This window comes from Streptomyces sp. BE20 (assembly GCF_036322525.1).
GTDB lineage: Bacteria > Actinomycetota > Actinomycetes > Streptomycetales > Streptomycetaceae > Kitasatospora.
Genome location: NZ_JAQYWW010000344.1, coordinates 1 through 20,635, shown reverse-complemented (window position 1 = coordinate 20,635; position 20,635 = coordinate 1). Strand labels below are relative to the sequence as shown.

The window sequence follows — 20,635 nt, the reverse complement described above, 5'->3', positions numbered from 1 at the left end:
CAGGTGTCCGGGCCGCGCACTACGATGGCGCGATCCCGATCATCTGATCACTTGTCCGGCCCGGTGACCTCCGGTCCGCCGCCCCGAGGAGCCGTCACCCATGGCCGACACCGCGGCCGCCGAGCCGGCGCCGCCCCACACCCTGCGCTGCGAGGGAGCGGCCCCCTTCGGCCTGCGGATCGCCCTGATCGACGGGGAAGGACGGCTGGTGCGGGCGCCCGACCTCACCGCGGTCGGCCCGTTCCACCCGGACGGGCGGTGCGGCCGGGTCGCCCCCGCCGCCGATGTGCACGGCCGCTGGGGCTACCTCGACGGACACGGCCGGTGGCTGGCCGAGCCGCAGTGGGAGCACGCGCACGCCTTCGACCCGGCGGGCCTCTCGCGCTTCCGCGAGGACGGGCGCTGGGGCTTCGCCGGGACGGACGGCGCGCCCGTCATACCGGCGGCCTACACCGAGGCCGGGTCCTTCCGCCACGGGCTCGCCCGGATCCGTACCGAGGACGGGACGGTCGGCTACCTCGACCCGTCCGGTACCCAGGTGATCAGCGGCCCGTACCGGGCGGGCGGCCCCTGCTCCGCCGCCGGGCTGGTCGGCGTCCGGTTCGCAGGCAGCGGCCTCTGCGGCTACCTCGACCGCACCGGACGCACCGTCATCGAGCCGCGCTTCGACGGGGCCCGCCCCTTCGGGCCCGACAGCACGGCCGCCGTGCGGGTCGGCGAGGAGTGGGGGCTGATCGACCTCGCGGGGGAGTGGGTCGTCGAGCCCGGCCACCGCCTGCTGAAGTCCTTCGACGACAACGGCCTCGCCTACGTCGTCGGCGGGGGCCTCGGGGACCTGTACACCGGCTTCGTGAACGGCCGGGGCGAGCTCGTCCTCCAGGGCGGCAGCGCGATGTCCGACACCTTCCACCACGGCCTGGTCCGGACCGGCGACGGCTACGCGCGCGGCTTCGCGGACCCGACCGGCACCCTGGTGATCCCCCAGGTCTACACCTGGGCCGAGGACTTCGGCCCGGACGGCGCGGCCGTGGCGCTCGGTGTCCCGGACGAGGAGCCGGCCGAAGGGGAGGAGGACGGCGAGTCGTGGGGCGTCCTGCGCACCGACGGCCGGTTCGTGCCCGTCCCGTACCCGGAGCCGCTCACCGACGACGACGGCTGGGTGCTCGGCTTCGAGGGCGTCTCGCCCGGCCTCGCCCGCTTCCTCACCCGGGACGGCGCCGTCGCCCATGTCGACGCCGCGGGCCGGGAGGTGGCCCGCACCGAGACGCCCGCCGGGGACGGGACGCTGCTGCGGCTGCGGGACGCCGCCGGCGCGGTGGTCCTGGAGGAGACCGGCGCCCCCGGCACCTTCACCCCGCCCGGGGCGTTCCTCGCCCGGGACGCGGACCACTTCCTCGCCCACCCCCGGCTGAGGGGCGGGTCGGCGGCCCTCGACGGGCTCGACGCCGTCCCCGACCTCGCGGCGGAGCTGCTGGCGGCCGTGCCCCGGCCGTTCCGCCCCTGCTCGCTGATCTTCGACAGTCACGACGACCCGTACGACCTCACGGAGCTGGACGCGGACGACGCGGACGACGTGTGCCACGGGGCGATGGCCGTCCTCGCCGACATCTGGCTCTCGGCGGAGCACCAGGCGGAGTTCGCCTTCCTCCACGACGAGACCAGCGAGCGGTTCGACGAGATCGAGAGCGCCGCCGTGGAGCGGCTGCGAGCCCGCTTCGGCGAGCCGCTGCCCGGGGACCGCACCATCCTGCGCTCAGGTGACGGCGAGCGGTCCACGGTCTGGGCGGTCGACGGCCGGCTGCTGCTGCTCCAGGCGTACGACCTCACCGGCGACGGGGACGTGGAGATCCAGCTCTGGCTGGCGGTCGTGGACGGGGACTGAGGGCGTGCCGGACCGGCCGCCGCCGCGCACCCGTGCGAGCCGGGGGCCGGCCCGTGCGCCGTCGGACCCCGGGCTTCCAGAGGCCGCGCGTCAGGCTTCGGGCTTCCAGAGGCCGCGAGCGGCCAGCAGGGGCAGCACGTTCTCGCCGACCCAGTACGCCTCCTCCAGGTGGGGCGTCCCGGACAGCACGAACTCGTCGATGCCCAGGCGGTGGTACTCCTCGATCCGGTCGGCGACCTCGCGGTGGCTGCCGACCAGCGCCGTGCCCGCACCGCCGCGCACCAGGCCGATCCCGGCCCAGAGACCCGGCGACACCTCCAGCCGCTCCGTCGATCCGCCGTGCAGCAGCCGCATCCGCCGCTGGCCCTCCGACTCGCTGCGCGCCAGTGCCTCCTGGGTGGCGGCGATCCGCGCCGGATCCATCCCGGCCAGCAGACGTCCGGCCTGCGCCCAGGCGTCCTCGGAGGTGTCCCGGGTGATCACGTGCAGCCGGATGCCGAAGCGCGGGGTGCGCCCGTACCGCGCCGCCAGATCGCGGATGGCCCCGATCTTCTCGGCGACCATCTCCGGGGGTTCGCCCCAGGTGAGGTAGACGTCGGCGTGGCGGGCGGCGACCTCGGCGGCCTCCGGGGAGGACCCGCCGAAGTACACCTCCGGGACCGGCTCCGGCAGCCGGGTCAACTGCGCGCCCTCGACGCGCAGATGGGTGCCGTGGTGGTCCACCCGCTCGCCGCGCCAGAGCCGCCCGGTGATGTCCAGGAACTCCCCGGTGCGGGCGTAGCGGCCCGTCTTGTCGAGGAAGTCCCCGTACGCGCGCTGCTCGGCGGACTCGCCGCCGGTGACGATGTTGAGCAGCAGCCGGCCGCCCGACTGGTTCTGGTAGCCGGTCGCCATCTGGGCGGCGAGGGTCGGGCTGAGCTGGCCGGGGCGGAAGGCGACCAGGTACTTGAGCCGCTCGGTCACCTGGGTGAGCATCGCGGTGGTCAGCCAGGCGTCCTCGCACCAGGCCCCGGCCGGGGTCAGTGCGCCCGTGAAGCCCAACTGCTCTGCCGTACGGGCGATCTGGCCCAGGTAGGCGATGCTCGGCGGGCGGTCCGAACCGGCCGTGCCGGGCACCGAGCCGTGGCCGCCGCCGACGACGTACCGGCTGTCCCCGGTGGTGGGCAGGAACCAGTGGGCGGTCAGCGGCATGGTCCTCAGCCCTCCAGGTCGGCGGCGAACCGGCCGTACCCGCCGTTGTGGTGCACCAGCGGCGGGCCGCCTTCGGTGTCCGCGCCCACCACCTCACCGACGACCAGCAGGTGGTCGCCGACCGGGGTCACCTGGGTCGTCCTGGCGGTCAGCCGGGCGGCGGCGCCGGGCAGCAGCGGCGTGCCGTGCGGTCCGGTGTGCCACGGGGTGTCGGCGAAGCGGTCGATCCCGCTGCGGGCGAAACGCTTCGCCAGCTCCTGCTGGCCGTGGCGCAGGATGTGCACCGTGAACGCCTCGCAGGCCCGGACGGCGGGGGCGGAGGAGGCGGTGGCCGCCAGGTAGAAGGAGACCAGCGCGGGCTCCAGGCTCACCGAGGTGAACGAGGTCGCGGTGAACCCGGCCTGTCCGCCGGGGCCCGCCACGGTGATCACGGTGACGCCGGCGGCGTGCCGGCGCAGCGCGCCGCGCAGCAGGTCGGCGGCGGTCGCGGCGTCCGGTGCGGGGGCGGGGGCGGGGGCGGGTGCGGGGGCTGCCGCACCCGCCGGTACGGCGAGGGCGGGGCGTTCGTCGAGCGTGGTCATGCCGGGACTCCTTCGGAGAGGTGCGTCACCGGTTCGTCCGGTGCTTGTGGTGCATCCGGTACGGGCGCGGGGCCGGCGACCGGGATCAGCTGGACGGGCAGGTGCGGGCCGCCGCGCAGCCGCTCCAGCCACTGCACGACGGCGGCGGCGACGCTGCGGTGCGGGGCGTCGTTGAGCGCGTCGTGCCGGCCGTCGGCGACCAGCAGCAGTTCGGCCGCCAGCCGGGCGGCGTGCCGCCGGGCGGTCGCGGGCGGCGAGACCAGGTCGGCCCCGCCGTGCACCAGCAGGGCGGGCAGGCCGGGGTCGGACCGGTCGGCCGCCTCGGCGAGTGCGGCGGGCACGGGCTCCTCCAGCGCGCCCGGCCGGTAGTCGGGGTCGCTGCCGAGCAGGTCCCGGTGTACCGGGCAGGCGGTCCTGGCGGTCAGCTCGTCCGTCCAGGCGCCCTCCGCGGCGGTGCCGGTCCGCTGCGCGCCGTCCGGCCGGGGACCGGCCGTGGGGAGGCCGACGAGCAGCAGGCCGTCGGGTGCGGCGGGCCCGGCGGCGGCCAGGGCGAGCAGAGCCCCCGTGTCGGATCCGGCCAGGACGACGGGCGCGCCGGCCGGGAGCGCGGCGCGCTCCTCGGCGACGCGCTCCGCGAGGGCGTCGGCCTCGGCCGCCTCGCCGCCGTGGGCCGTCGCCACCACCCGGTAGCCGTCGAAGGCGAGCCGGCGTCCGAACCGGCCGTACAGGCCCGGGTGTTCGCCCCGGCCGGGGAGCAGCAGGACGGTGCCGCGGACGACCACACCGTCGGCCGGGTCCCAGGACGCCGACGCCGACGCCGACGCCGAGGACCAGGCCGGGGCGGGGGCGGGCCCGGCGGGCGCCGGGCCCGCCCCCGGCGCGGTGCCGGCGCCGGGGACGGCCACCGCGGGTGCGGGGGTGCTCATCGGGCGGCGCTCGCGGGCTCGGCGTCCGGCAGCGCCGCCCGGGCCGCCCGGGCCGCCTCGGCCCTGGCCTCGGACTCGGCCCCGGCCGCCGCCTCGCGCGCCGCCCGCTCGTCGCGGCGGGCGACCTCCTGGCGCACCAGCGGCAGCAGCTCCCGGCCGTAGTCGATCGCGTCGTCCAGCGGGTCGTAGCCGCGGATCAGCAGCGTGGTGACGCCGAGGTCGACGTAGTCCAGCAGCGCCTGGGCGACCGTCTCCGGGGTGCCGACCAGCGCGGTCGAGTTCCCCGCCGCCCCGGTCGCGGCGGCGGGGGCGGTCCACAGCGCGCGGTCGTGCCGGTCGGCCTTGGAGGCGGCGGCCAGCAGCCGCTGGGAGCCGACGTTCTGCGGGGCGGCGCCCGGACCGACCGGGAGCACCTGGCGCCGCCCGCCGAAGGCGTCCGCCCGCTCCTTGATGGTGGCCAGGATGCCGTGCGCGCGCTCCCATGCCTCGTCCTCGGTGCGGCCCAGGATCGGACGGAAGGAGACGCTGATGCCGTGGACGTCGGTGCGCCCGGCGGCCTCGGCGGCGGCGCGCACCGAGGCGATCTGCTGCGCGGTCTCCGCCAGCGGCTCGCCCCACAGGGCGAAGGTGTCGGCGTGCTTGCCTCCGACCCGGTAGGCGGCCTCCGAGGAGCCCCCGAAGAAGAGCGGGATCCGCGGCCGGGTGACCGGGCGGACCTCGGAGTGGAAGTCGGCGAAGCGGTAGTACGGGCCCTCGTGGTCGAACGGGCCCTCCTCCGTCCACGCCTTGGTGAGCACGGTCAGGTAGTCGTCCGTCCTGGCGTAGCGCTCGTCCTTGGTGAGGTAGTCGCCGTCGCGGCGCTGCTCGGCGTCGTGCCCGCCGGTGATGATGTGCACGGCGACCCGGCCGCCGGAGAACTGGTCCAGGGTGGCGAAGGTGCGGGCGGCCACGGTCGGGGCGATGAAGCCCGGACGGTGGGCGATCAGCAGGCCCAGCCGCTCGGTGTTGGCCGCGGCGAACGCCGCCACCTGGTTGGGGTCGGGGCTGGCCGAGGAGTGCGCGACCAGGATGCGGTCGAAGCCGGCGTCCTCGTGCGCCCGGGCGAAGCGACGGGTGTAGTCCACGTCGACCACCGGGCCGTGGGCCGGGCGGGTCTCCGAGACGTCGTGGGTGGAGATCATGCCGATGAACTCGACGGGCATGGCGAAAAGCCTTTCATGGCAGTGGTGTTGGGGAGAGGAAGGGCAGGGAGGAGCGGGGGCGGTCAGAGGGTCAGAGGGTCAGAGGGTCGGAGGGTCGGAGGGCGGTGCAGGGCGGCCCGGCCCCGGGTGAGCAGGACGGTGTCGTCCTGCGGGGTGTGCACCCGGCTGCACAGCACGTCCCGCAGGTGGCGCTGGAGCGGGTGGTGACGGGTCAGGCCGTGGTTGCCGGTGAGGGCGACGGCGCGCTGGACGGCCTCCACGGCGGCCCGGGTGGCGATCAGCTTGGCGCCCGGACTCTCCTCGGCGGCCGGCTCGTCGCCCGCGTCGACCGCCCCGGCGAGACCGGCGACCAGCCGTTCGGCGCCGGCCAGGTCGACGTCGATGCCGCCCAGCTCGCTCTGGAACCGGGGCAGGGTGGCCAGCGGGGCGCCCAGCGAGGTCGGGGTCCGCTCGTGCAGGAACCCGGTCAGCCAGGACTGCGCGGCGCGGGCCACCCCCAGGTAGAGGGCGGAGAGGCCGAGCGAGTTCCACGCACCGCCGAGCGCGTCCCGGCCGCCGCCCGGCTCCGGCAGGGCCAGCCCGGTGGTGTGGTCGAGCGGGATCCGTACGGCGTCGAGCAGGACGTCGTCGCTGCGGCTGGCCCGCAGGCCCAGGTGGTCCCAGGTCGGCTCGACGGTGATCCCGGGCCGGTCGCCGCGCACCAGGAAGGAGCCGACCCGGGGATCGTCCTCCTCGGTCCTCGCCCAGACCAGCAGCCAGCGCAGCGCGGGGGCGCCGGTGGAGTAGATCTTGCGGCCGGTCAGCTCCCAGGAGTCGCCGCTGCGCCGCGCGACGGTCGCGGGCAGCCCACCGCGGACGGGAGTGCCGAGATCGGGCTCCACCCGGACGTGGTTGACCAGCGTCGGGCGGGCGGCGGACTCGGCCAGCAGGTCGGCGAGCGGTCCGGCCGGCCAGTGCGGGCGACGGGCCTCGGCGGCGTGCACGAACAGCGTCATCGCGGTGACCAGCGCGACGGCCGGGTCACCGGCGCCGAGCGCGCGCAGGATCCGGACGGTGTCGGCCAGACCGCCGCCCGGGCCGCCGTGGCGCCGCGCCACGGTGGCGGTCAACAGGCCCGCGCCGTGGACGAGTTCGATGCCCTCGGTGGGGAAGGAGGCGTCCCGGTCGTGCTCGGCGGCGCGGGCCGCCAGGGCGGCGGTGATCGCGGCCAGGCGGTCGGTCGCGGGCGTCGGCAGCGGCGCGGGGAGCGCCCGGGCGGGGGGTGCGGCAGGCATGGGCGTACTCCGGTACGGGAGGAGACGGGCGGCGGGGTCAGCGGGGCAGCCGCGCCCGCCAGCCGGGGGAGTGGTGGCAGGCCACGGTGTGCTCGGCCACGGTGGCTCCGGCGGGGGCGCCGACCGGCAGGGCGACCGGGAGTGGGGCCGGGGTGCCGGGCGGTGGGGACGCGGCGCAGGCGTTGGCCCCCGCAGGGGTGGTGGCCGGGAGCGGGTCGGGCCGCACGGCGCAGGCCCGGTCGGCGAACGGGCAGCGGTGGGCGAACGCGCAGGCGCTCCGGTCGGCGCCGCCGGGGTCGGAGCCGTCCTGGCCGCCGATCGACGGGGCCCCGGGTGCCGGGGTGCGCAGCAGCTCCAGGGCGGCCCGCCTGGCCGGGTCCAGGCTCGGCGCGGCGGCGCCCAGCAGCGCGCTGTACGGGTGCAGCGGGTGCTCCAGCACCGTACGGGCCGGGCCCTGTTCGACGATCCGGCCCCGGTAGAGGACGGCGATCCGGTCGGCGATCCCGGCGAGCGAGTCGAGGTCGTGCGAGATCACCACGACGGCCAGGTCCAGCTCGCGGCGCAGCCGGTCGAGCAGCCGCAGCACGTGGTTGCGGTTGGAGGCGTCGAGCGCGCTGACGGGCTCGTCGGCGAGCAGCAGCCGGGGCCGTCCGACGACGGCCCTGGCCAGGGCGACCCGCTGGCGCTGGCCGCCGGAGAGCCGGGCGGGGGTACGGGTGGTGAGCGCGGGGTCCAGGCCGACCCGGTCCAGCGCCTCCCTGACCCGCTCCTCCCGTTCGGCCCGGGGTACGCCCGCCACGGCCAGCGGTTCGCCGACCAGGCGGGCGACCGTCAGGTCCGGGTCCAGGGAGCGCAGCGGGTCCTGGAACATGTACTGCACCGTCCCGGCGCGGCGGGCGGCGCGCAGGGCCCGGCCGCGCAGGGCGCCGTGGTCGGTGCCGTCGACGGTGATCCGGCCGGCGGTGACCGGGGCGAGCCCGGCCACGGCGCGGGCCAGCGTGGTCTTGCCGGAGCCGGTCTCGCCGATCAGCCCGAGGATCTCGCCGGAGTGCGCCTCCAGGTCGACGCCACCGAGGACCGGGGTGCGGCCGAAGGCGACCGAGAGCCCCTCGATCCGCAGGGTGGCGGGGCGGGCGGCCGGTTCGGACCCGTCGGTGCGGGCGGGCGGCGCCGCCGGGGCGGTGGTGGTGCTCATACGGGGGCCTCCGTCCGGTGGTGCGGGGTGGTCACGGCGGTTCCCGGGGCTTCGGGGGTCCCGGCTCCCCAGGCTCCGGTGAGCGCGAGGTCCTCGGCGCGGACGCAGCGCACCCGGCGGGTGCCGTCCCCGCCGGAGCCGCCCACCGGGGTGAGCGAGATGCCGCTCCCGGTGCAGTCCGGGGTGGCGTAGGCGCAGCGGTCGGCGAAGCGGCAGCCTGGCCCCGTGGTGCCGGGCTCGGGCGGCCGGCCGGGGATCACGGCCGGCTCGCGGCGGTGGCGCCGGCCGAGGGAGGCGACCTGGAGCAGCGCCTCGGTGTACGGGTGCGCGGGGCGGGCGATCACCTCGGCGGTGGGGCCCTCCTCGACGATCTCCCCGGCGTAGAACACCAGGATCCGGTCGCAGACGTCGGCCACCACGGCGAGGTCGTGGCTGACCAGCAGCAGCGCCAGACCGCGCCGCTTGCGCAGCCCGTCGAGCAGGTCCAGCACCTCCGCCTGGACGACGGTGTCCAGCGCGGTGGTCGCCTCGTCGGCGACCAGCAGCCCGGGTTCGCCGGAAACCGCGACGGCGATCAGGACCCGCTGGAGCATGCCGCCGGAGAGCTCGTGCGGGTAGCGGTCGTGGATGGTCTGCGGGTCGCGCAGACCGACCGCCTCGAACAGCTCCACCGCGCGCCGGCGGGCCTCGTCCCGGCTCAGGCCGAGGCGCAGGCGCAGCGGCTCGCCGAGCTGGCGGCCGACGGTGAGCGAGGGGTTGAGGTAGGAGCCGGGGTCCTGGAAGACCGCGCCCAGGCGGTCGCCGCGGACCTGCTGCCAAGCTCGGTCGGTGAGCCCGGTCAGTTCGGTCGGTCCGGTCAGTTCGGTCGGTCCGGTCGGTCCGGTGGGCTCCGCAGCGCCGGGGGATCCGCTCGCGGCGTCCGGTGCGGCGGCGCCGAGGGTGATCCGTCCGGCCGACACGGCGACGCCGGGGGCAAGCAGGCCGAGCACCGAGCGGCAGGTGAGCGTCTTGCCGCTGCCGGACTCGCCGACCAACCCGAGGGCCTCGCCGGGGCGGACGGCGAACGAGACGTCCCGGACGGCCTCGGTGCGGCCGCCCCCGACGGTGACGTGCAGGCCCTCGACCCGCAGCGCGGCGTCGTCCGCGGGCGGGTGCGGCCCGCCGGGCGGCTCGGTGCCGGCGGGCCGGGCCCCGGCCGTCGTCGTCGGGAGCGCGCCCTTCTGGCCGGAGGTCTTCCCGGCCGGCTCACCGGAGGGTGCTCCGAGCGCCGCGGTGTCCGTCCGGTCGACGTCGGCGAGGACGTCGGCGAGCAGATTGAGCGCTCCGATGGTGACCATGATCAGGAAGGTGGGCACGGCGGGCGCCCACGGCTGCTGCGCGAGGAACCCGAGGTCGCTGGCCAGCATGCCGCCCCAGGTGGGGGCCGGAGGCTGGACGCCGATGCCGAGGAAGGTCAGCGAGGAGACCGTCAGCAGGCTGGTGGCCAGGGCGTGCGCGGTGGTGACGGCCACCGTCGGAAGCACCTTGCGCCAGGTGTGAACCCGCAGGATCCAGGCCCGGGACGCGCCCATCAGCTCGGCCGCCTCCACGTACTGGGCGCGGTCGAGCCCCAGCGCGGCGGCCCGGACGACCCGGAAGAACAGCGGCGACAGCAGCACCCCCAGGGCGATCATCGCCTGGTGCAGCCCGTTGCCGAGCAGACCGACGGCGGCGATGGCGAACAGCGTGAACGGCAGCGTCATCAGCGCGTCCACCGATCGCAGGGCGAGCCAGGAACCGGTGGCGCCGAACCGGACCGAGAACAGGCCGGGGACGACCCCGAGCAGGGCGGCCACAGCGACCGCCTCGGCGGCGGCCAGGACGGAGAGACCGGTGCCCGCGAGCAGCCGGCTGAGCACGTCGCGGCCGAGGTAGTCGGTGCCCAGCAGGTGACCGCCGCCGGGGCCGTGCAGGATGGCGGACGGGTCCTGGGCGAGCGGGTCCATCGGGGCGAGCCGGTCACCGAAGAGGGCCAGCAGCAGGACGACGCCGAGGGCCGCCAGCGCGACGCGGGCGAGCGGCACCCGCAGGGTGGTGCGCAGCGCGTTCACCGGGCACCTCCCGAGGCGGCGGTCGCCGACGGGACGAGGTCGGCGGCGGGGCCTGCGGCGGGGACGGCCTTCGCGCCGGTGGTGGCGCGCGGAGCGGTGGCAGCGGCCGTGCCGGTGACCGCGCCCGCCGGGCGGGCACGGCGTCTGGCCGCCGGGTTGAGCGCGAACAGCAGCGCGTCCACGGCGAGGTTGGCGGCCAGGACGACCGCGACGGTCACCAGCAGGGTGCCCTGGATCACCGGGACGTCGTGCTGCTCCGCCGCGCGCAGCGACAGTTGGGCGATCCCCGGCAGGTTGAAGATCCGCTCGGTGACGACGGCGCCGCCGATCAGCACCGGCACGCTCATCCCCAGCACGGTGACGGCGGGCCCGGCGGCGTTGCGCAGCGCGTGCCCGAACAGCACCCGCTGCCAGGACAGCCCGCGCATCAGCGCGCCGGTGGCGTAGTTCTCGCGCAGCTCCGCGACCAGCGAGGTCCGCAGCTGGCGGGCGATCCCGGCGGCGGCGTCCAGGCTGAGGGCCAGGGCGGGCAGCAGGGCGAAGCGCAGCCATTCGCCGGGATTCTGCGAGAACGGCACGTACCCGCCGGAGGGCAGCAGCCGGAACTGGACGGCGACCAGGGTGATCAGTCCGATGGCGATCACGAAGGCCGGCAGCGTGCCGAGCAGGGTGCAGACGGCGGTGACCGCCCGGTCGAGCCGCCCGCCGTTGCTGAGCGCCGCCGAGACCCCGGCAGCGCCGCCGAGGAGCACCGCCAGCAGCAGTGCGAGTCCGGCGATCGACAGGTCCACCGGCAGGGCGGCGGCGATCGAGTCGGCCACCGGGACGGTGGTGAACCAGGAGACCCCGAGGTCGCCGCCGAGCGCGTGCCACAGCCAGCTGCCGTACTGTACGGGCAGCGGCCGGTCCAGGCCGAACTGGTGGTCCAGCCGGGCGATGTCGGCCGGGGTGGCGGTCTCGCCCAGCACCGCCGCGGCGGGGTTGGCGTCGGAGACGGCGCCCAGGCCGAAGGTGAGCACGGAGGAGAGCAGGAACACGGTGGCGGCGCCGGTCAGGACCCGCCCCAGCGGGCGCGGTGCGCGCGCCGCCCGGCGTGCGAGCAGGCCCGCCCGCCGGGCGCGAGGGGGCGAGAGGACGGCGCTCACGACGCAGTCACTCCCTCGAACCGCTGGACGACCGTGAACGAGGGGATCGGGGAGACCGACTTACGCCGGGCCAGCAGGCGCGGGACGCTGTAGAGGAAGGTGTTGGGCATCGTGCGCACGGCGAGCGCGGTGGCGGCCTGAAGCACCTTCGGGTACTCGGGGGAGTCCAGCGGGGTACGCGAGATCAGGTCGACGGCGGCCTTGAGCTCGGGCGGGGTGCGCCGGCCGGGGTTCATCAGCCCCTGCTCGCCGAAGAGCACCTGGAAGGCCTGCGCGGCGGAGTCGCGGCCCGCGAACTGGTCGGAGGCGAGCGCCCTGGAGTGCTGGATGTACATGATCTGGGTGGCCTGCGCCGCCGGGATCACGTCGATCGTGGCCCGGATGCCGACCTCCTTCAGCTGCGCCTGGAGCTGCTCGGGCAGGCCCTGCGCGGCCGTGGTGGTCAGCGTGAGGTCGACCCCGTTCGGGAAGCCGGCCTCGGCCAGCAGGGTGCGCGCCCGCGCGGGGTCGTACCGGAAGAGGTCGCCGAGGGCGGGGTCGAAGCCGACGTAACCCTTCGGGAAAGGCTGGTAGTTGACCTCTCCGTGGCCGAAGAGCTGGGTCTTCACCAGCGCCTCGCGGTCGATCGCGAACTTCAGCGCCTCGACCACCTTGGGGTTGTCGAACGGCGCCTTCTCGATGTTGACGTCGAGCACCGCGACCACCAGCGAGGGGATCTCCTGGACCTCCAGCCCGGCGGCCTTGGCGGCGGCGACCTGGCTGCCGGGGATCTGTGCCACGTCGAACTGCCCGGACTGGAGGCCGCCGACCACGGTGGCGGCGTCGGGCAGCGGGTGCAGCTCGAAGTTCTCCAGCTTGATCGAGGCGGCGTCCCAGTAGGTCGGATTGCGCTTGAGGACGGCCTTCGCGTTCTGGGTGTACGAGACGAGGGTGAAGGGGCCCGATCCCGCCGGACGGGTGGCCAGCGCGGCGGCGTCCGCCTCGAAGGCCTTGGGGTTGACGATCATCCCGGTCTTGCCGGCCAGCAGGTTGGGGATCTGGTAGTCGGGCCTGGACAGCTTGATCACCACGGTCTGCGCGTCCGGGGCGATCACCTCGCTGACGCTGGTCAGCTGCGGGGCCACCAGGGACTTGGGATCGCTGCGGCCGCGGTCCAGGCTCTTCTTGACGGCGGTGGCGTCCAGCGGCGTGCCGTCGGAGAAGGTCGCCCCGGGGCGCAGGGTGAAGGTCACCGAGCCGCTGTCCGGGCTGTAGCTCCAGGACGTGGCCAGGGCGGGAACGGCGTTGCCCTTCTCGTCCAGTTTGGTGAGGCCCGCGTAGACCAGGGAGAGGCCGTGCACGTCCCAGCCGGCCGAGGAGAACACCGGGTCCCAGGAGGTGGGCAGCGCCCAGCCCCACTTGAGGGTGCCGCCGGGGGCGCCGCCGCCCGTCCCGGCCTGGCCGGCGCCGGTGTCGCCGCACGCGGCGAGGGCGAGGGAGGCGCCGAGGCCGAGGCCCAGGCCGAGCAGCGAACGTCTGCCGAGCAGGGTGCGGTGGGCGGGGGTGCTGGTCATGGCGGTTCGTCACCTTTCGGGCGTTACGAGGACGGTGGCGCGGCGCGACAGGGCGCGGCGGGGCACCGGCGGCGGGGGTGTGGGCGCGGCGCCACCGCCCGCTGCCCGGCACGCGGGTCCGGCGTGCGGGTCGGGGGTGGGGCTCGCGGCAGATGGGGACGGCCGGGCGCGGCGGGGTGGCCGGGCCGACGCTGGGCGTGCGGTGGCTCGATGGGGTACGGCTGCGGTGGGTGTTGCCGCGGTGGGGTGCGATGCGTCGCTCGCCGGATCGCGCGGCGGCCGGCTACCGGCGGCCGGTGGCCCGGCGGCGGGGTGCCGGCTGCGCGGGGCGGTGAATCGCGGTGCGCCGGTACGGGACCGGGCCCGGCGCGGCCGGGGGCTTCGGTGGTACGGCGCTACCGGCCGATACGGCCGGGGCGGGACTCGGCGGCGGGGGCGCCGCCGGGCCGGGACGCGGTCAACAACAGAGGTCGCTGCCGGCGCGTCGGTGGCTCATGTAGCGGCGCACCGTGACGCGGTGCGTGGGGTTCATGGGGCACATCCTGGCCAGGTCGGCGGCCTGCTGTCAATGGACACCAAAAGGTGTCTGTTTGTGGCGGCGGTGCTGCAACACCCCCTCAACGCGCCGTTCACGGCGCGCCGCCGCATCGCCCGCGAACGGCCGGTGCCCCGCCGGTACGGAGCGCCGCACCCGCAGCCCGCTGTGACAACGCGCCGACGTCTCGCGGACCGGACGCCGGGCGGGCCGCCCGTCTCGAACCGTGGATGGCCCGCCCGACGCGCCGACCCGTCCCGGAAACACTCAGCCCTCTCCGCAGCTGCCCCGGGCGGCGCTCAGCCCGCTCCGCCGGCCCGCCGGGCGGACTCCCAGGCCGGACCCGAACGCTCGTCGGGGTGCAGCACCAGCACCCCGTGCCCGGTCGCCACCCGCCGCGCGCCCCCGGGGAGCGGCCCCGCGGCCCCGACCAACTCCGCCTCGGCCAGGCTGCGGTAGCGCTCCAACAGCTCCGCCGCCGTCGGCTCGGGCACGGCACCGGGCCACAGGCCCGGTGCCACGGCGGCCACCGCCGCCAGATACTCCTCCACCGTCCGCCACCCCGGCACCACCCGGCACCCGGCCGGACCGCTGAAGACCAGCGTCGGCAGCGCGTAGCGGTGGCCGTCCCCGGTCTCCTTGGCCGCCCCCGGGTGCGGCCCCGGCCCGTGCAGCCCGACCACCTCCGGCCGGGGCCGGCGCGCCTCGGCGCGGTCGCGCCGCACCCGCTCGCGTACCGCCGGATCGGCCAGCGCGGTCCGCAGCCGGGCCTCGTCGAGACCCGGCACCCCGGCGAGCGCCGCCAGGACCCGCTCAGGCGTGTCCGCGGGTTCGCCGAGCACGAAGGCGCTCTCCCGCAGCCGGCGCAGCACCCGCTCGCCGACCAGCGGCCCCTGCGCCTCGGCGGCCGCCGCCGCCAGCGAGGAGGGCCAGCTGCTGGCCGCCACCCAGCGCAGCCGCTCCGCGCGCGGAGCGCCGGTGTGCGTCGCGATCTCCGCGACGTACCGGGCGTACCAGGCGGTCTCGGCCGCCGGATCCGGCGCCGGGTCGTCGTCCTCGTCGAACAGGACGCCGAACACCCGCCGGTGCCTGGCCCCCTCGCCCAGCACCCGCAGCAGCCGCCGCAGCCGCGGCTCGGCGCCCCAGGACCACGGGCACATCGGATCGGTGAACTCGGCGATCTCCACAACGGCGTCCGCCGCGTCCGGTGCCGTCGCCGCGCCTTCCGCGCCCGTCGTACCGCCACCGCACGCCGGCCGCGTCATGCGGGTGCCACCTGCCGGGCCGTGCCCACGAGGTGCGCCACGGTGGTCTCCGTCAGGATTGCCACGGCGCGGTCCTCCACGCTGCGCCACACGGCGGGCAGCCCCCGGGCCGGCCCCGGGTAGTCCAGCCCGGCCAGCGGTTCGCCGCGCAGCGTGATCACCTCGCCGTCGACCGCTCGGACCACGTCCAGCAGGGTGATCTCTGCGGCGGCCCGGCCCAGCCAGTAACCGCCCTCGCAGCCGCGCTGGCTGCGGACCAGCCCGGCCCGCCGCAGCTCGCCCACCACGGACTTCAGGAATCGGAACGGGATGCCCTGGGAGGCGGCGATGGCCTCGCAGGTCAGCGGGCGGGACGTGTCGCAGGCGAGCTCGACCAGAGCCCGAGCGGCGTAGTCCGCCTTGGCGGAGATATGCATGGGCCGAGTATCCCCCGGCCGCGGCCGTGCTCAAGTCCCTTGTCCGGTCGGTTGTCCGGTCCGTGGTCCGGCATGGCGCGGAGCGCTCGGCGGGAAAGGACACCTCTTGACATCCTTTCGCCGCCGGGCCTAGCGTCCGAACCCGGCCGGTACGTCGCACCGGACTCCGGGCCACCGCCATGCCCAGGCACTCGGCCGTCCCGCGGCCACCGCCGGTGCGGCCTCGCCGCCGCCCCGCCCGCGCCCCTCGCCGCGTCCGCAACCCGTCACCACGCCCCCGTCCCCCGCCCGCGTTCCCATCCCCGACCCAGGAGCCGCCATGTCCACCGCCCACCCGCCGCACCACCACCCGGCCGCCCCGGCCGAGTGCTCCGAGGAGACCTCGGCGCAGGCGCCCGTGGTGACCCGGGCGGGCACCGGCTTCCACCCGCACCTGCACGACGGCGGGACCGCCGCTCCCGGTACCGGCCTGCGGGCCAGGCTGCACCACATCCGGGCGGGCGAGCTCGACGGCGACACCGCCCAGACCGGCGGCATGCGGCGCTTCGCGGCCATCAGCGGACGGACCGTGGGCTCGGAGAAGCTGTGGATGGGGCAGACCCACGTCGCGCCCTCGACCGCGTCCTCCGACCACCACCACGGGGAGTCCGAGACCGCCATCCACATCGTCAGCGGGCACCCCGAGTTCGTCTTCGTCGACGACTCCTCCGGCACGCCCGAGGAGATCCGGCTGCGCACCGGCCCGGGCGACTACATCTTCGTGCCGCCGTTCGTCCCGCACCGCGAGGAGAATCCGGACCCCGAGGTGGAGGCCGTGGTGGTGATCGCCCGCAGCACCCAGGAGGCCATCGTGGTCAACCTTCCGAGCCTGTACGCACCGTGACGCCGCCGCGTCCGGTCCGAGCCTGACGCTGCCTCCACCCGCGCCCCTTCGCCCCCGCCGCGCGCCGGTCGGGGCGCGCGGCCCGGGCGGGTGCGGTGACGTGCCCCGATGCGCGCGCGGAATCGCTGCGTTGCGACGGGTGTGCCCCGGGCTGCCGGGACGGCCCGCAGGCCGTCCCGGCAGCCCGGGGATGTTCGGCGTCTGCCGGTGCCCGCGGTCCTACTTGCAGATGGGCGGGTTCGGGGACGACCGGACGGTATAGAGGGTGGGCCGGCCGTCGTCGGACGTCGTCACGGGCATGACGATCGTGTCCCTGGCCGTCCAGGGGAGATGACTGCGGCTGAACGTCCAGGTCCCGGTGATCTTGGTGGCAGCCCTGGAGAGCGTGACCCAGCCGTATTCCCCCGGTCGAATCTTGCCGGTGACCTGGTTCCCCAGGGCTTCCGAGCCGGACCAGCTCTTCTTGAAGGTGAATTTCACCTTGACGGTGACCTTGGCAATCAGTGATGACAGTGCGCCGGTCTCCAGTCCAAGCTCAACTTCACTGCCCAGTTCGTGGGACCATCCGTTCGTCCTGAGTACCGAAAACGTATGGGTAACGCCATCCGGGTAGCCGTTTTCGTTGAACCAGGCGTCCGACGCGCAGGAGTCCGGCAGCATGTCCGCGGAGGATTCCGATTCCATGTCCCATGAGCATTCATTCTTGTACTTCTGGCACATCTTGGTCGCGTAGGTCAGGGCAAGTTCCCGCGGTCCGCGCACGGGAGACTGCTCGTCACCGAAGGGGACCTTCCACGACTGCTCCTCCTTTCCGTCGCAGCCGGTCAACCAGGTCGGTGTCCCGAGGGAAACCTTCGACGTGTAGGGAGCGAGGCACGACGATGTGCCCACGTTCTTGAACATGAACCCGGTGGGCGTGGGATGGGCAATCCAGTCCTGCCAGGTGCTGGTGGAACCGCACGACAGCAAGGACACCGGCGCCTGGTCCCAGAAGCCTCCGGCCGTCAGGCACGTGCCCAGCGACACGTTCTGGATCCGGAAGGTTCCGTCCTGCCAGTTCGGAGTCAGGCGCCAGGCCATGTTCGGGCCGTCGTGAACCCGGGCCAACCTGACTTGGTTCAACGCGCTTCGCTGGGTATCCACACTCAGCGTGAAGCCCTCCTTCAAGTACAGCCGCGTGCAGTACATGCTCTCCGACGCCGGGCAGGGGTTGCCCAGGAACTCCGTGGCGTGTGCCGTGCCACTTGCCATGGGAGTGACGGACACACCGACGGCAAGGAGAGCTGTCACCAGGGACATGAGTAGCAGTCTTAAGACACTGGATCCAGCGCTCGGGGAAGGCGGATTCATGATGTTCCTAGTCCTTGAGTAAACGGTTCCGGATCGTCCCCGTCGGGGACTTCCGGACTGTCCGTGTGGTGGGTTCTTGCGGCGGCCGCGTGGGCGCCGGGCCGAGGAGAACGGCTGATCCGGGTAGGGAGCCGAGGCGGATTCGCCGGGGCCTCGTACGCGGTCCCCGTGTTGGGCGTATCCGAGTCTTGGCCCCGCCGGGACCTCGGGGGCAGCGTAGAATCACCTGCCTGGATACCTGTTCCGATCCGTGGGGGGAGCTCCCCGCGGGCGGTGGCACACCACGGCATTTGAGCCCTGTCCTCCTCCCACGCCTCGAACTCCCGGCGTTCCAGGCCCGGTGCCCGCTGGGCTGCCCAGGCGGCCGTGCCGGCGCTGCACAGGGTCGCGGCCCTGCCGTCCGGCGAGTCCGTGGCGGCGTCGAACGTCACCTGCCGAACGGACCGGCCCGCCCGCATCACCGCGACCAGGACGGGGTTGCCCGAGGTCGCGAACGCGAACGCCTCACCCCGCGGCCGGCTCCCGGCGACGCCGCGGGCGTGCCTCTCGTGCCCGAGAAGGACGGGCACGTCGAGGTGCTCCTCCAGCCAGGAACGCAACGGCCTGGCGGCCCACTCCGGTTCGGCCGTCGTCGGGACTCCGGCGAGTTCGTCCGCGGATCCGCTCAGTACGAGGCCGGCCGCCGACACCGGCGTGCGCAGTCGGTCGGCCGGCCCTGCGGGATCGGTCGCGCAGCCGAGCGCGGTGTCGACTACGGCGTCCGTGCCCCGCTTCGGCAGGGTGTACCGGCGCTCGCACTCCCGGACGCGGCCGTCGGTGGTCATGACGGTCCCGCTGATGTAGTACGCGCCGACGTCCGGGGCGGGGACGCTCGTGCCGACGGTCGGACGCCGCCGCGCGGCCTCCCGCCCCGGTGACAGGGGAAGGGCGCCGCGCTGTTCGGTGGGTGTGCTCCGCATGGTGGTACTCACGGGCGGTCACGGCCCCGCATGGGGCGAAGGTGTTCGGTGTGTGAACGGGGGACGGCCATGGCGGCCTGCCTCCGAGTGGTCCCGAGGGTGGTGTGCCGTGCCGCCGCCGCCCCGCCGAGTCGACGGAACGCCCCGAATCCTCGGTGCGACGGCAGCACGGCGGCGCTCCCGTCCCGGGAGCGTCGGATCCGATGGTCGGCCGGTGGGGGAGCGGCGACAAGACCCGAAATACTGATGGGGCGGATAACGGATTCGTATGGGCGACACACCGCGCCCGCGCCCCCATGGACGGCCATGAGAAATCCCGGATGTGACCCGTGGACTTCGGTTGCGTGACACCTGTGTCAACTCGACCGGCGCCTATCTGACAGTCACTCGGAAACTGAGACGCGAACGCTGCCGAGGCGTCGCGACACCGCAGGAGCGTGGAGGGAGAATGCCGGCCGGGTCGAGGCTGCGGTGGAACTCAACACCTTTGACCACCTGGGAAGTTGGCTGCACTCGCGTCCTCATGGGTCGACCGCTTCGAGCAGCGGATCGTAGCTCCCCGCCCACCCGGGCGATCCGTCACGAATTCCTCGGGGAACGCCCCGCCCCCGGAGGAATCGCCGCTGACCGGATCAAGAACCGGCACGACAGTCCACCCCGTTCACCCGGCCCATATATCACCCCCCGCACGATTCGGCCCACGGTTATTCGGTGCGGGAGTATTGACAGCGCCGTTGCGCTGCCGCTGTAGTTCCACTCATTGACCCCGCCCCGCTTCACCGGTTCCGGCCTACTTCCGTACCGGCCCACCGAAGCGGCTGCAGACTCCTGTCCGGCCGACCTGCGACGCCCCCACCCGGGCGCAGAGAGCCGCCCCCCCCGTGCCGCGCACGGTCCGACCCCCACCAGTCGGGTTGCCCGTACCCACCCCACCCCCGCTCGACCACGCCCTTTCCAGGGTCGTGGTTTCTCCGGCATCCCTCCAGACCTCTCACGTCAGGAGAAGACGATGGACGACTCGTCCCCCGCCCCGTCCGATCACATCCGCTCCGAGATCAGCCTCCGGAAGGCGGTGCAGCTGCTGGGCGTCGGCGCGGCGACGGTCGCCGCCGGCAGCGCCATGACCGGCACCACCGGCGCCTCCCCGGCGGCCGCAGCGACGCCGCTGCGCGCGGCGGTGCTGGGGTACGTCGACCCGTCTACGCACGGTAAGGGGCTGCGCATCCTGCTGGAGCACGCCTGCTCTACCGTGATCGATCTGAACCCGGCCATCGCGGCGAACGCGCAGGGGGTGGACCTGATCGCCTTCGGCAGCTTTGCCGGCTACGGCCCCCGACTACCGCAACTACGTGCAGACTCAGGCGGGGTCGCTGCAGACGTTCGTCCAGGACGGCGGGGTGGCGCTCGACCTCGCCCAGCCCGACCTGCCCGGCGAGGGCGTCCCCTATCTGCCGAACGTGAATTGACGGTGGGGCACGAGCGGGCCGTACGCGGTGCGCACCGACGCCGACTTCAGCACGATCTACCCGGTGGCCACCAACCACCCGCTGGTGTCCGCGCCACCGATGACCTCCGGCCGCAACAGCATGCACCCCAGGACACCGACCCCCGAGGATCCGAGAACCCAGGTTTCAGTTGTCGTCGTCGGCGGCGGACCGCTGCCGCAGGTGGATACGGCCCTGCGGCAGACGATCGACTCCGCTCTCCGCCGGGCCTGCGGACGCGGCCCACGACCGGACGTGGTCGCGGGGCTCGTGGGCGGCCGAGCGGCCTGCCTGGGCGCCGCCATGATCGCCCGGGAGCCGGCCGGAAGCCGGCCGGGAGCCGCTGACCGCGTCCCGGCCGCACCACCCGGACGTGCGCTGCTCACGCGCACTGACACGCCGTGGCCACCCCTTCCGGGGGGCAGCCACGGTACCGGCGGCAGCCGCCGCCTCGACCTCGCGCCGCCCGCCATGCGGCGCTCCCCGGCCCCCACCCAGATCGGTCGAGAACCATGTCGAACGCCGAGACCACCAGATCGGACACCAAAGGTCCGAGACCCGGCACCCCCACCCTCGAACTCGTGAGCGAGGGCAAGTACAACAAGCTCAAGTGGCGCATGCTCCTGGCCGCGATGTTCTGCTACTTCTTCTTCTACACCGGCCGGCAGACCTTCGGCTTCGCCATCCCCGGCATCCAGGCCGAC

At 75.0% G+C, this 20,635-nt stretch carries 15 protein-coding genes; 2 read left to right on the top strand and 13 right to left on the bottom strand.

What is annotated here, in order from left to right:
• Positions 1-100 precede the first annotated feature (100 nt).
• On the top strand, positions 101-1,882 hold the full coding sequence (locus tag PUR61_RS02360; protein ID WP_329875080.1) for a WG repeat-containing protein: 1,782 nt from the start codon (positions 101-103) through the stop codon (positions 1,880-1,882).
• 90 nt (positions 1,883-1,972) lie between these two features.
• On the opposite strand, the gene PUR61_RS02355 is transcribed toward PUR61_RS02360, so the two are convergent.
• The 11 genes from PUR61_RS02355 to PUR61_RS02305 all read right to left on the bottom strand — a co-directional run bounded on the left by PUR61_RS02355 (position 1,973) and on the right by PUR61_RS02305 (position 15,255).
• Positions 1,973-3,073, bottom strand: a complete 1,101-nt coding sequence (locus PUR61_RS02355; RefSeq protein WP_329875078.1) for an LLM class flavin-dependent oxidoreductase — start codon at positions 3,071-3,073, stop codon at positions 1,973-1,975.
• Between the two features lie 5 nt (positions 3,074-3,078).
• Positions 3,079-3,654, bottom strand: a complete 576-nt coding sequence (locus tag PUR61_RS02350) for a flavin reductase family protein (RefSeq protein WP_329875075.1) — start codon at positions 3,652-3,654, stop codon at positions 3,079-3,081.
• Positions 3,651-4,580: a serine aminopeptidase domain-containing protein gene (locus PUR61_RS02345; RefSeq protein ID WP_329875072.1), complete on the bottom strand. Its 930-nt coding sequence runs from the start codon at positions 4,578-4,580 to the stop codon at positions 3,651-3,653. The genes PUR61_RS02350 and PUR61_RS02345 overlap by 4 nt, the downstream gene beginning before the upstream one ends.
• Complete coding sequence (locus PUR61_RS02340) at positions 4,577-5,782, bottom strand: LLM class flavin-dependent oxidoreductase (RefSeq protein ID WP_329875071.1); 1,206 nt, start codon at positions 5,780-5,782, stop codon at positions 4,577-4,579. The genes PUR61_RS02345 and PUR61_RS02340 overlap by 4 nt, the downstream gene beginning before the upstream one ends.
• A 62-nt stretch (positions 5,783-5,844) precedes the next feature.
• Entirely contained in the window at positions 5,845-7,056 is a 1,212-nt protein-coding gene (locus PUR61_RS02335; RefSeq protein ID WP_329875070.1) for an acyl-CoA dehydrogenase family protein, read from the bottom strand.
• A 37-nt stretch (positions 7,057-7,093) separates the two neighbouring features.
• A complete protein-coding gene (locus PUR61_RS02330; RefSeq protein WP_329875069.1) occupies positions 7,094-8,251 on the bottom strand; it encodes an ABC transporter ATP-binding protein in 1,158 nt (385 codons plus the stop codon).
• Positions 8,248-10,341, bottom strand: coding sequence for a dipeptide/oligopeptide/nickel ABC transporter permease/ATP-binding protein (locus PUR61_RS02325; protein ID WP_329875068.1), 2,094 nt, complete (start codon positions 10,339-10,341; stop codon positions 8,248-8,250). The genes PUR61_RS02330 and PUR61_RS02325 overlap by 4 nt, the downstream gene beginning before the upstream one ends.
• On the bottom strand, positions 10,338-11,486 hold the full coding sequence (locus PUR61_RS02320; protein ID WP_329875066.1) for an ABC transporter permease: 1,149 nt from the start codon (positions 11,484-11,486) through the stop codon (positions 10,338-10,340). Before PUR61_RS02320 ends, PUR61_RS02325 begins: the two co-directional genes overlap by 4 nt.
• Positions 11,483-13,039 carry an ABC transporter substrate-binding protein gene (locus PUR61_RS02315; RefSeq protein WP_329875062.1) on the bottom strand — a complete coding sequence of 519 codons (1,557 nt, stop codon included), beginning with the start codon at positions 13,037-13,039 and terminating at the stop codon, positions 11,483-11,485. Before PUR61_RS02315 ends, PUR61_RS02320 begins: the two co-directional genes overlap by 4 nt.
• A gap of 834 nt (positions 13,040-13,873) precedes the next feature.
• Complete coding sequence (locus PUR61_RS02310) at positions 13,874-14,839, bottom strand: DsbA family protein (RefSeq protein WP_329875061.1); 966 nt, start codon at positions 14,837-14,839, stop codon at positions 13,874-13,876.
• On the bottom strand, positions 14,836-15,255 hold the full coding sequence (locus PUR61_RS02305; RefSeq protein ID WP_329875060.1) for an RrF2 family transcriptional regulator: 420 nt from the start codon (positions 15,253-15,255) through the stop codon (positions 14,836-14,838). The genes PUR61_RS02310 and PUR61_RS02305 overlap by 4 nt, the downstream gene beginning before the upstream one ends.
• A gap of 319 nt (positions 15,256-15,574) precedes the next feature.
• On the opposite strand from PUR61_RS02305, the gene PUR61_RS02300 reads away from it, so the two are divergent.
• Positions 15,575-16,138: a cupin domain-containing protein gene (locus tag PUR61_RS02300; protein ID WP_329875059.1), complete on the top strand. Its 564-nt coding sequence runs from the start codon at positions 15,575-15,577 to the stop codon at positions 16,136-16,138.
• 219 nt (positions 16,139-16,357) lie between these two features.
• Here PUR61_RS02300 and PUR61_RS02295 read toward each other — a convergent pair whose 3' ends face one another.
• Together PUR61_RS02295 and PUR61_RS02290 are read right to left on the bottom strand one after the other, a co-directional pair.
• Entirely contained in the window at positions 16,358-17,437 is a 1,080-nt protein-coding gene (locus PUR61_RS02295) for an RICIN domain-containing protein (RefSeq protein ID WP_329875056.1), read from the bottom strand.
• A gap of 47 nt (positions 17,438-17,484) precedes the next feature.
• Positions 17,485-18,447, bottom strand: coding sequence for a hypothetical protein (locus PUR61_RS02290; protein WP_329875054.1), 963 nt, complete (start codon positions 18,445-18,447; stop codon positions 17,485-17,487).
• Between the last annotated feature and the right edge of the window lie 2,188 nt (positions 18,448-20,635).

Excerpts from the sequence above, each read along its gene's own strand:
- PUR61_RS02360 (WP_329875080.1), top strand. The coding sequence starts at position 101 with ATGGCCGACACCGCGGCCGCCGAGCCGGCGCCGCCCCACACCCTGCGC.
- PUR61_RS02355 (WP_329875078.1), bottom strand. The coding sequence starts at position 3,073 with ATGCCGCTGACCGCCCACTGGTTCCTGCCCACCACCGGGGACAGCCGG.
- PUR61_RS02350 (WP_329875075.1), bottom strand. The coding sequence starts at position 3,654 with ATGACCACGCTCGACGAACGCCCCGCCCTCGCCGTACCGGCGGGTGCG.
- PUR61_RS02345 (WP_329875072.1), bottom strand. The coding sequence starts at position 4,580 with ATGAGCACCCCCGCACCCGCGGTGGCCGTCCCCGGCGCCGGCACCGCG.
- PUR61_RS02340 (WP_329875071.1), bottom strand. The coding sequence starts at position 5,782 with ATGCCCGTCGAGTTCATCGGCATGATCTCCACCCACGACGTCTCGGAG.
- PUR61_RS02335 (WP_329875070.1), bottom strand. The coding sequence starts at position 7,056 with ATGCCTGCCGCACCCCCCGCCCGGGCGCTCCCCGCGCCGCTGCCGACG.
- PUR61_RS02330 (WP_329875069.1), bottom strand. The coding sequence starts at position 8,251 with ATGAGCACCACCACCGCCCCGGCGGCGCCGCCCGCCCGCACCGACGGG.
- PUR61_RS02315 (WP_329875062.1), bottom strand. The coding sequence starts at position 13,039 with ATGACCAGCACCCCCGCCCACCGCACCCTGCTCGGCAGACGTTCGCTG.
- PUR61_RS02310 (WP_329875061.1), bottom strand. The coding sequence starts at position 14,839 with ATGACGCGGCCGGCGTGCGGTGGCGGTACGACGGGCGCGGAAGGCGCG.
- PUR61_RS02305 (WP_329875060.1), bottom strand. The coding sequence starts at position 15,255 with ATGCATATCTCCGCCAAGGCGGACTACGCCGCTCGGGCTCTGGTCGAG.
- PUR61_RS02300 (WP_329875059.1), top strand. The coding sequence starts at position 15,575 with ATGTCCACCGCCCACCCGCCGCACCACCACCCGGCCGCCCCGGCCGAG.
- PUR61_RS02295 (WP_329875056.1), bottom strand. The coding sequence starts at position 17,437 with ATGTCCCTGGTGACAGCTCTCCTTGCCGTCGGTGTGTCCGTCACTCCC.
- PUR61_RS02290 (WP_329875054.1), bottom strand. The coding sequence starts at position 18,447 with ATGCGGAGCACACCCACCGAACAGCGCGGCGCCCTTCCCCTGTCACCG.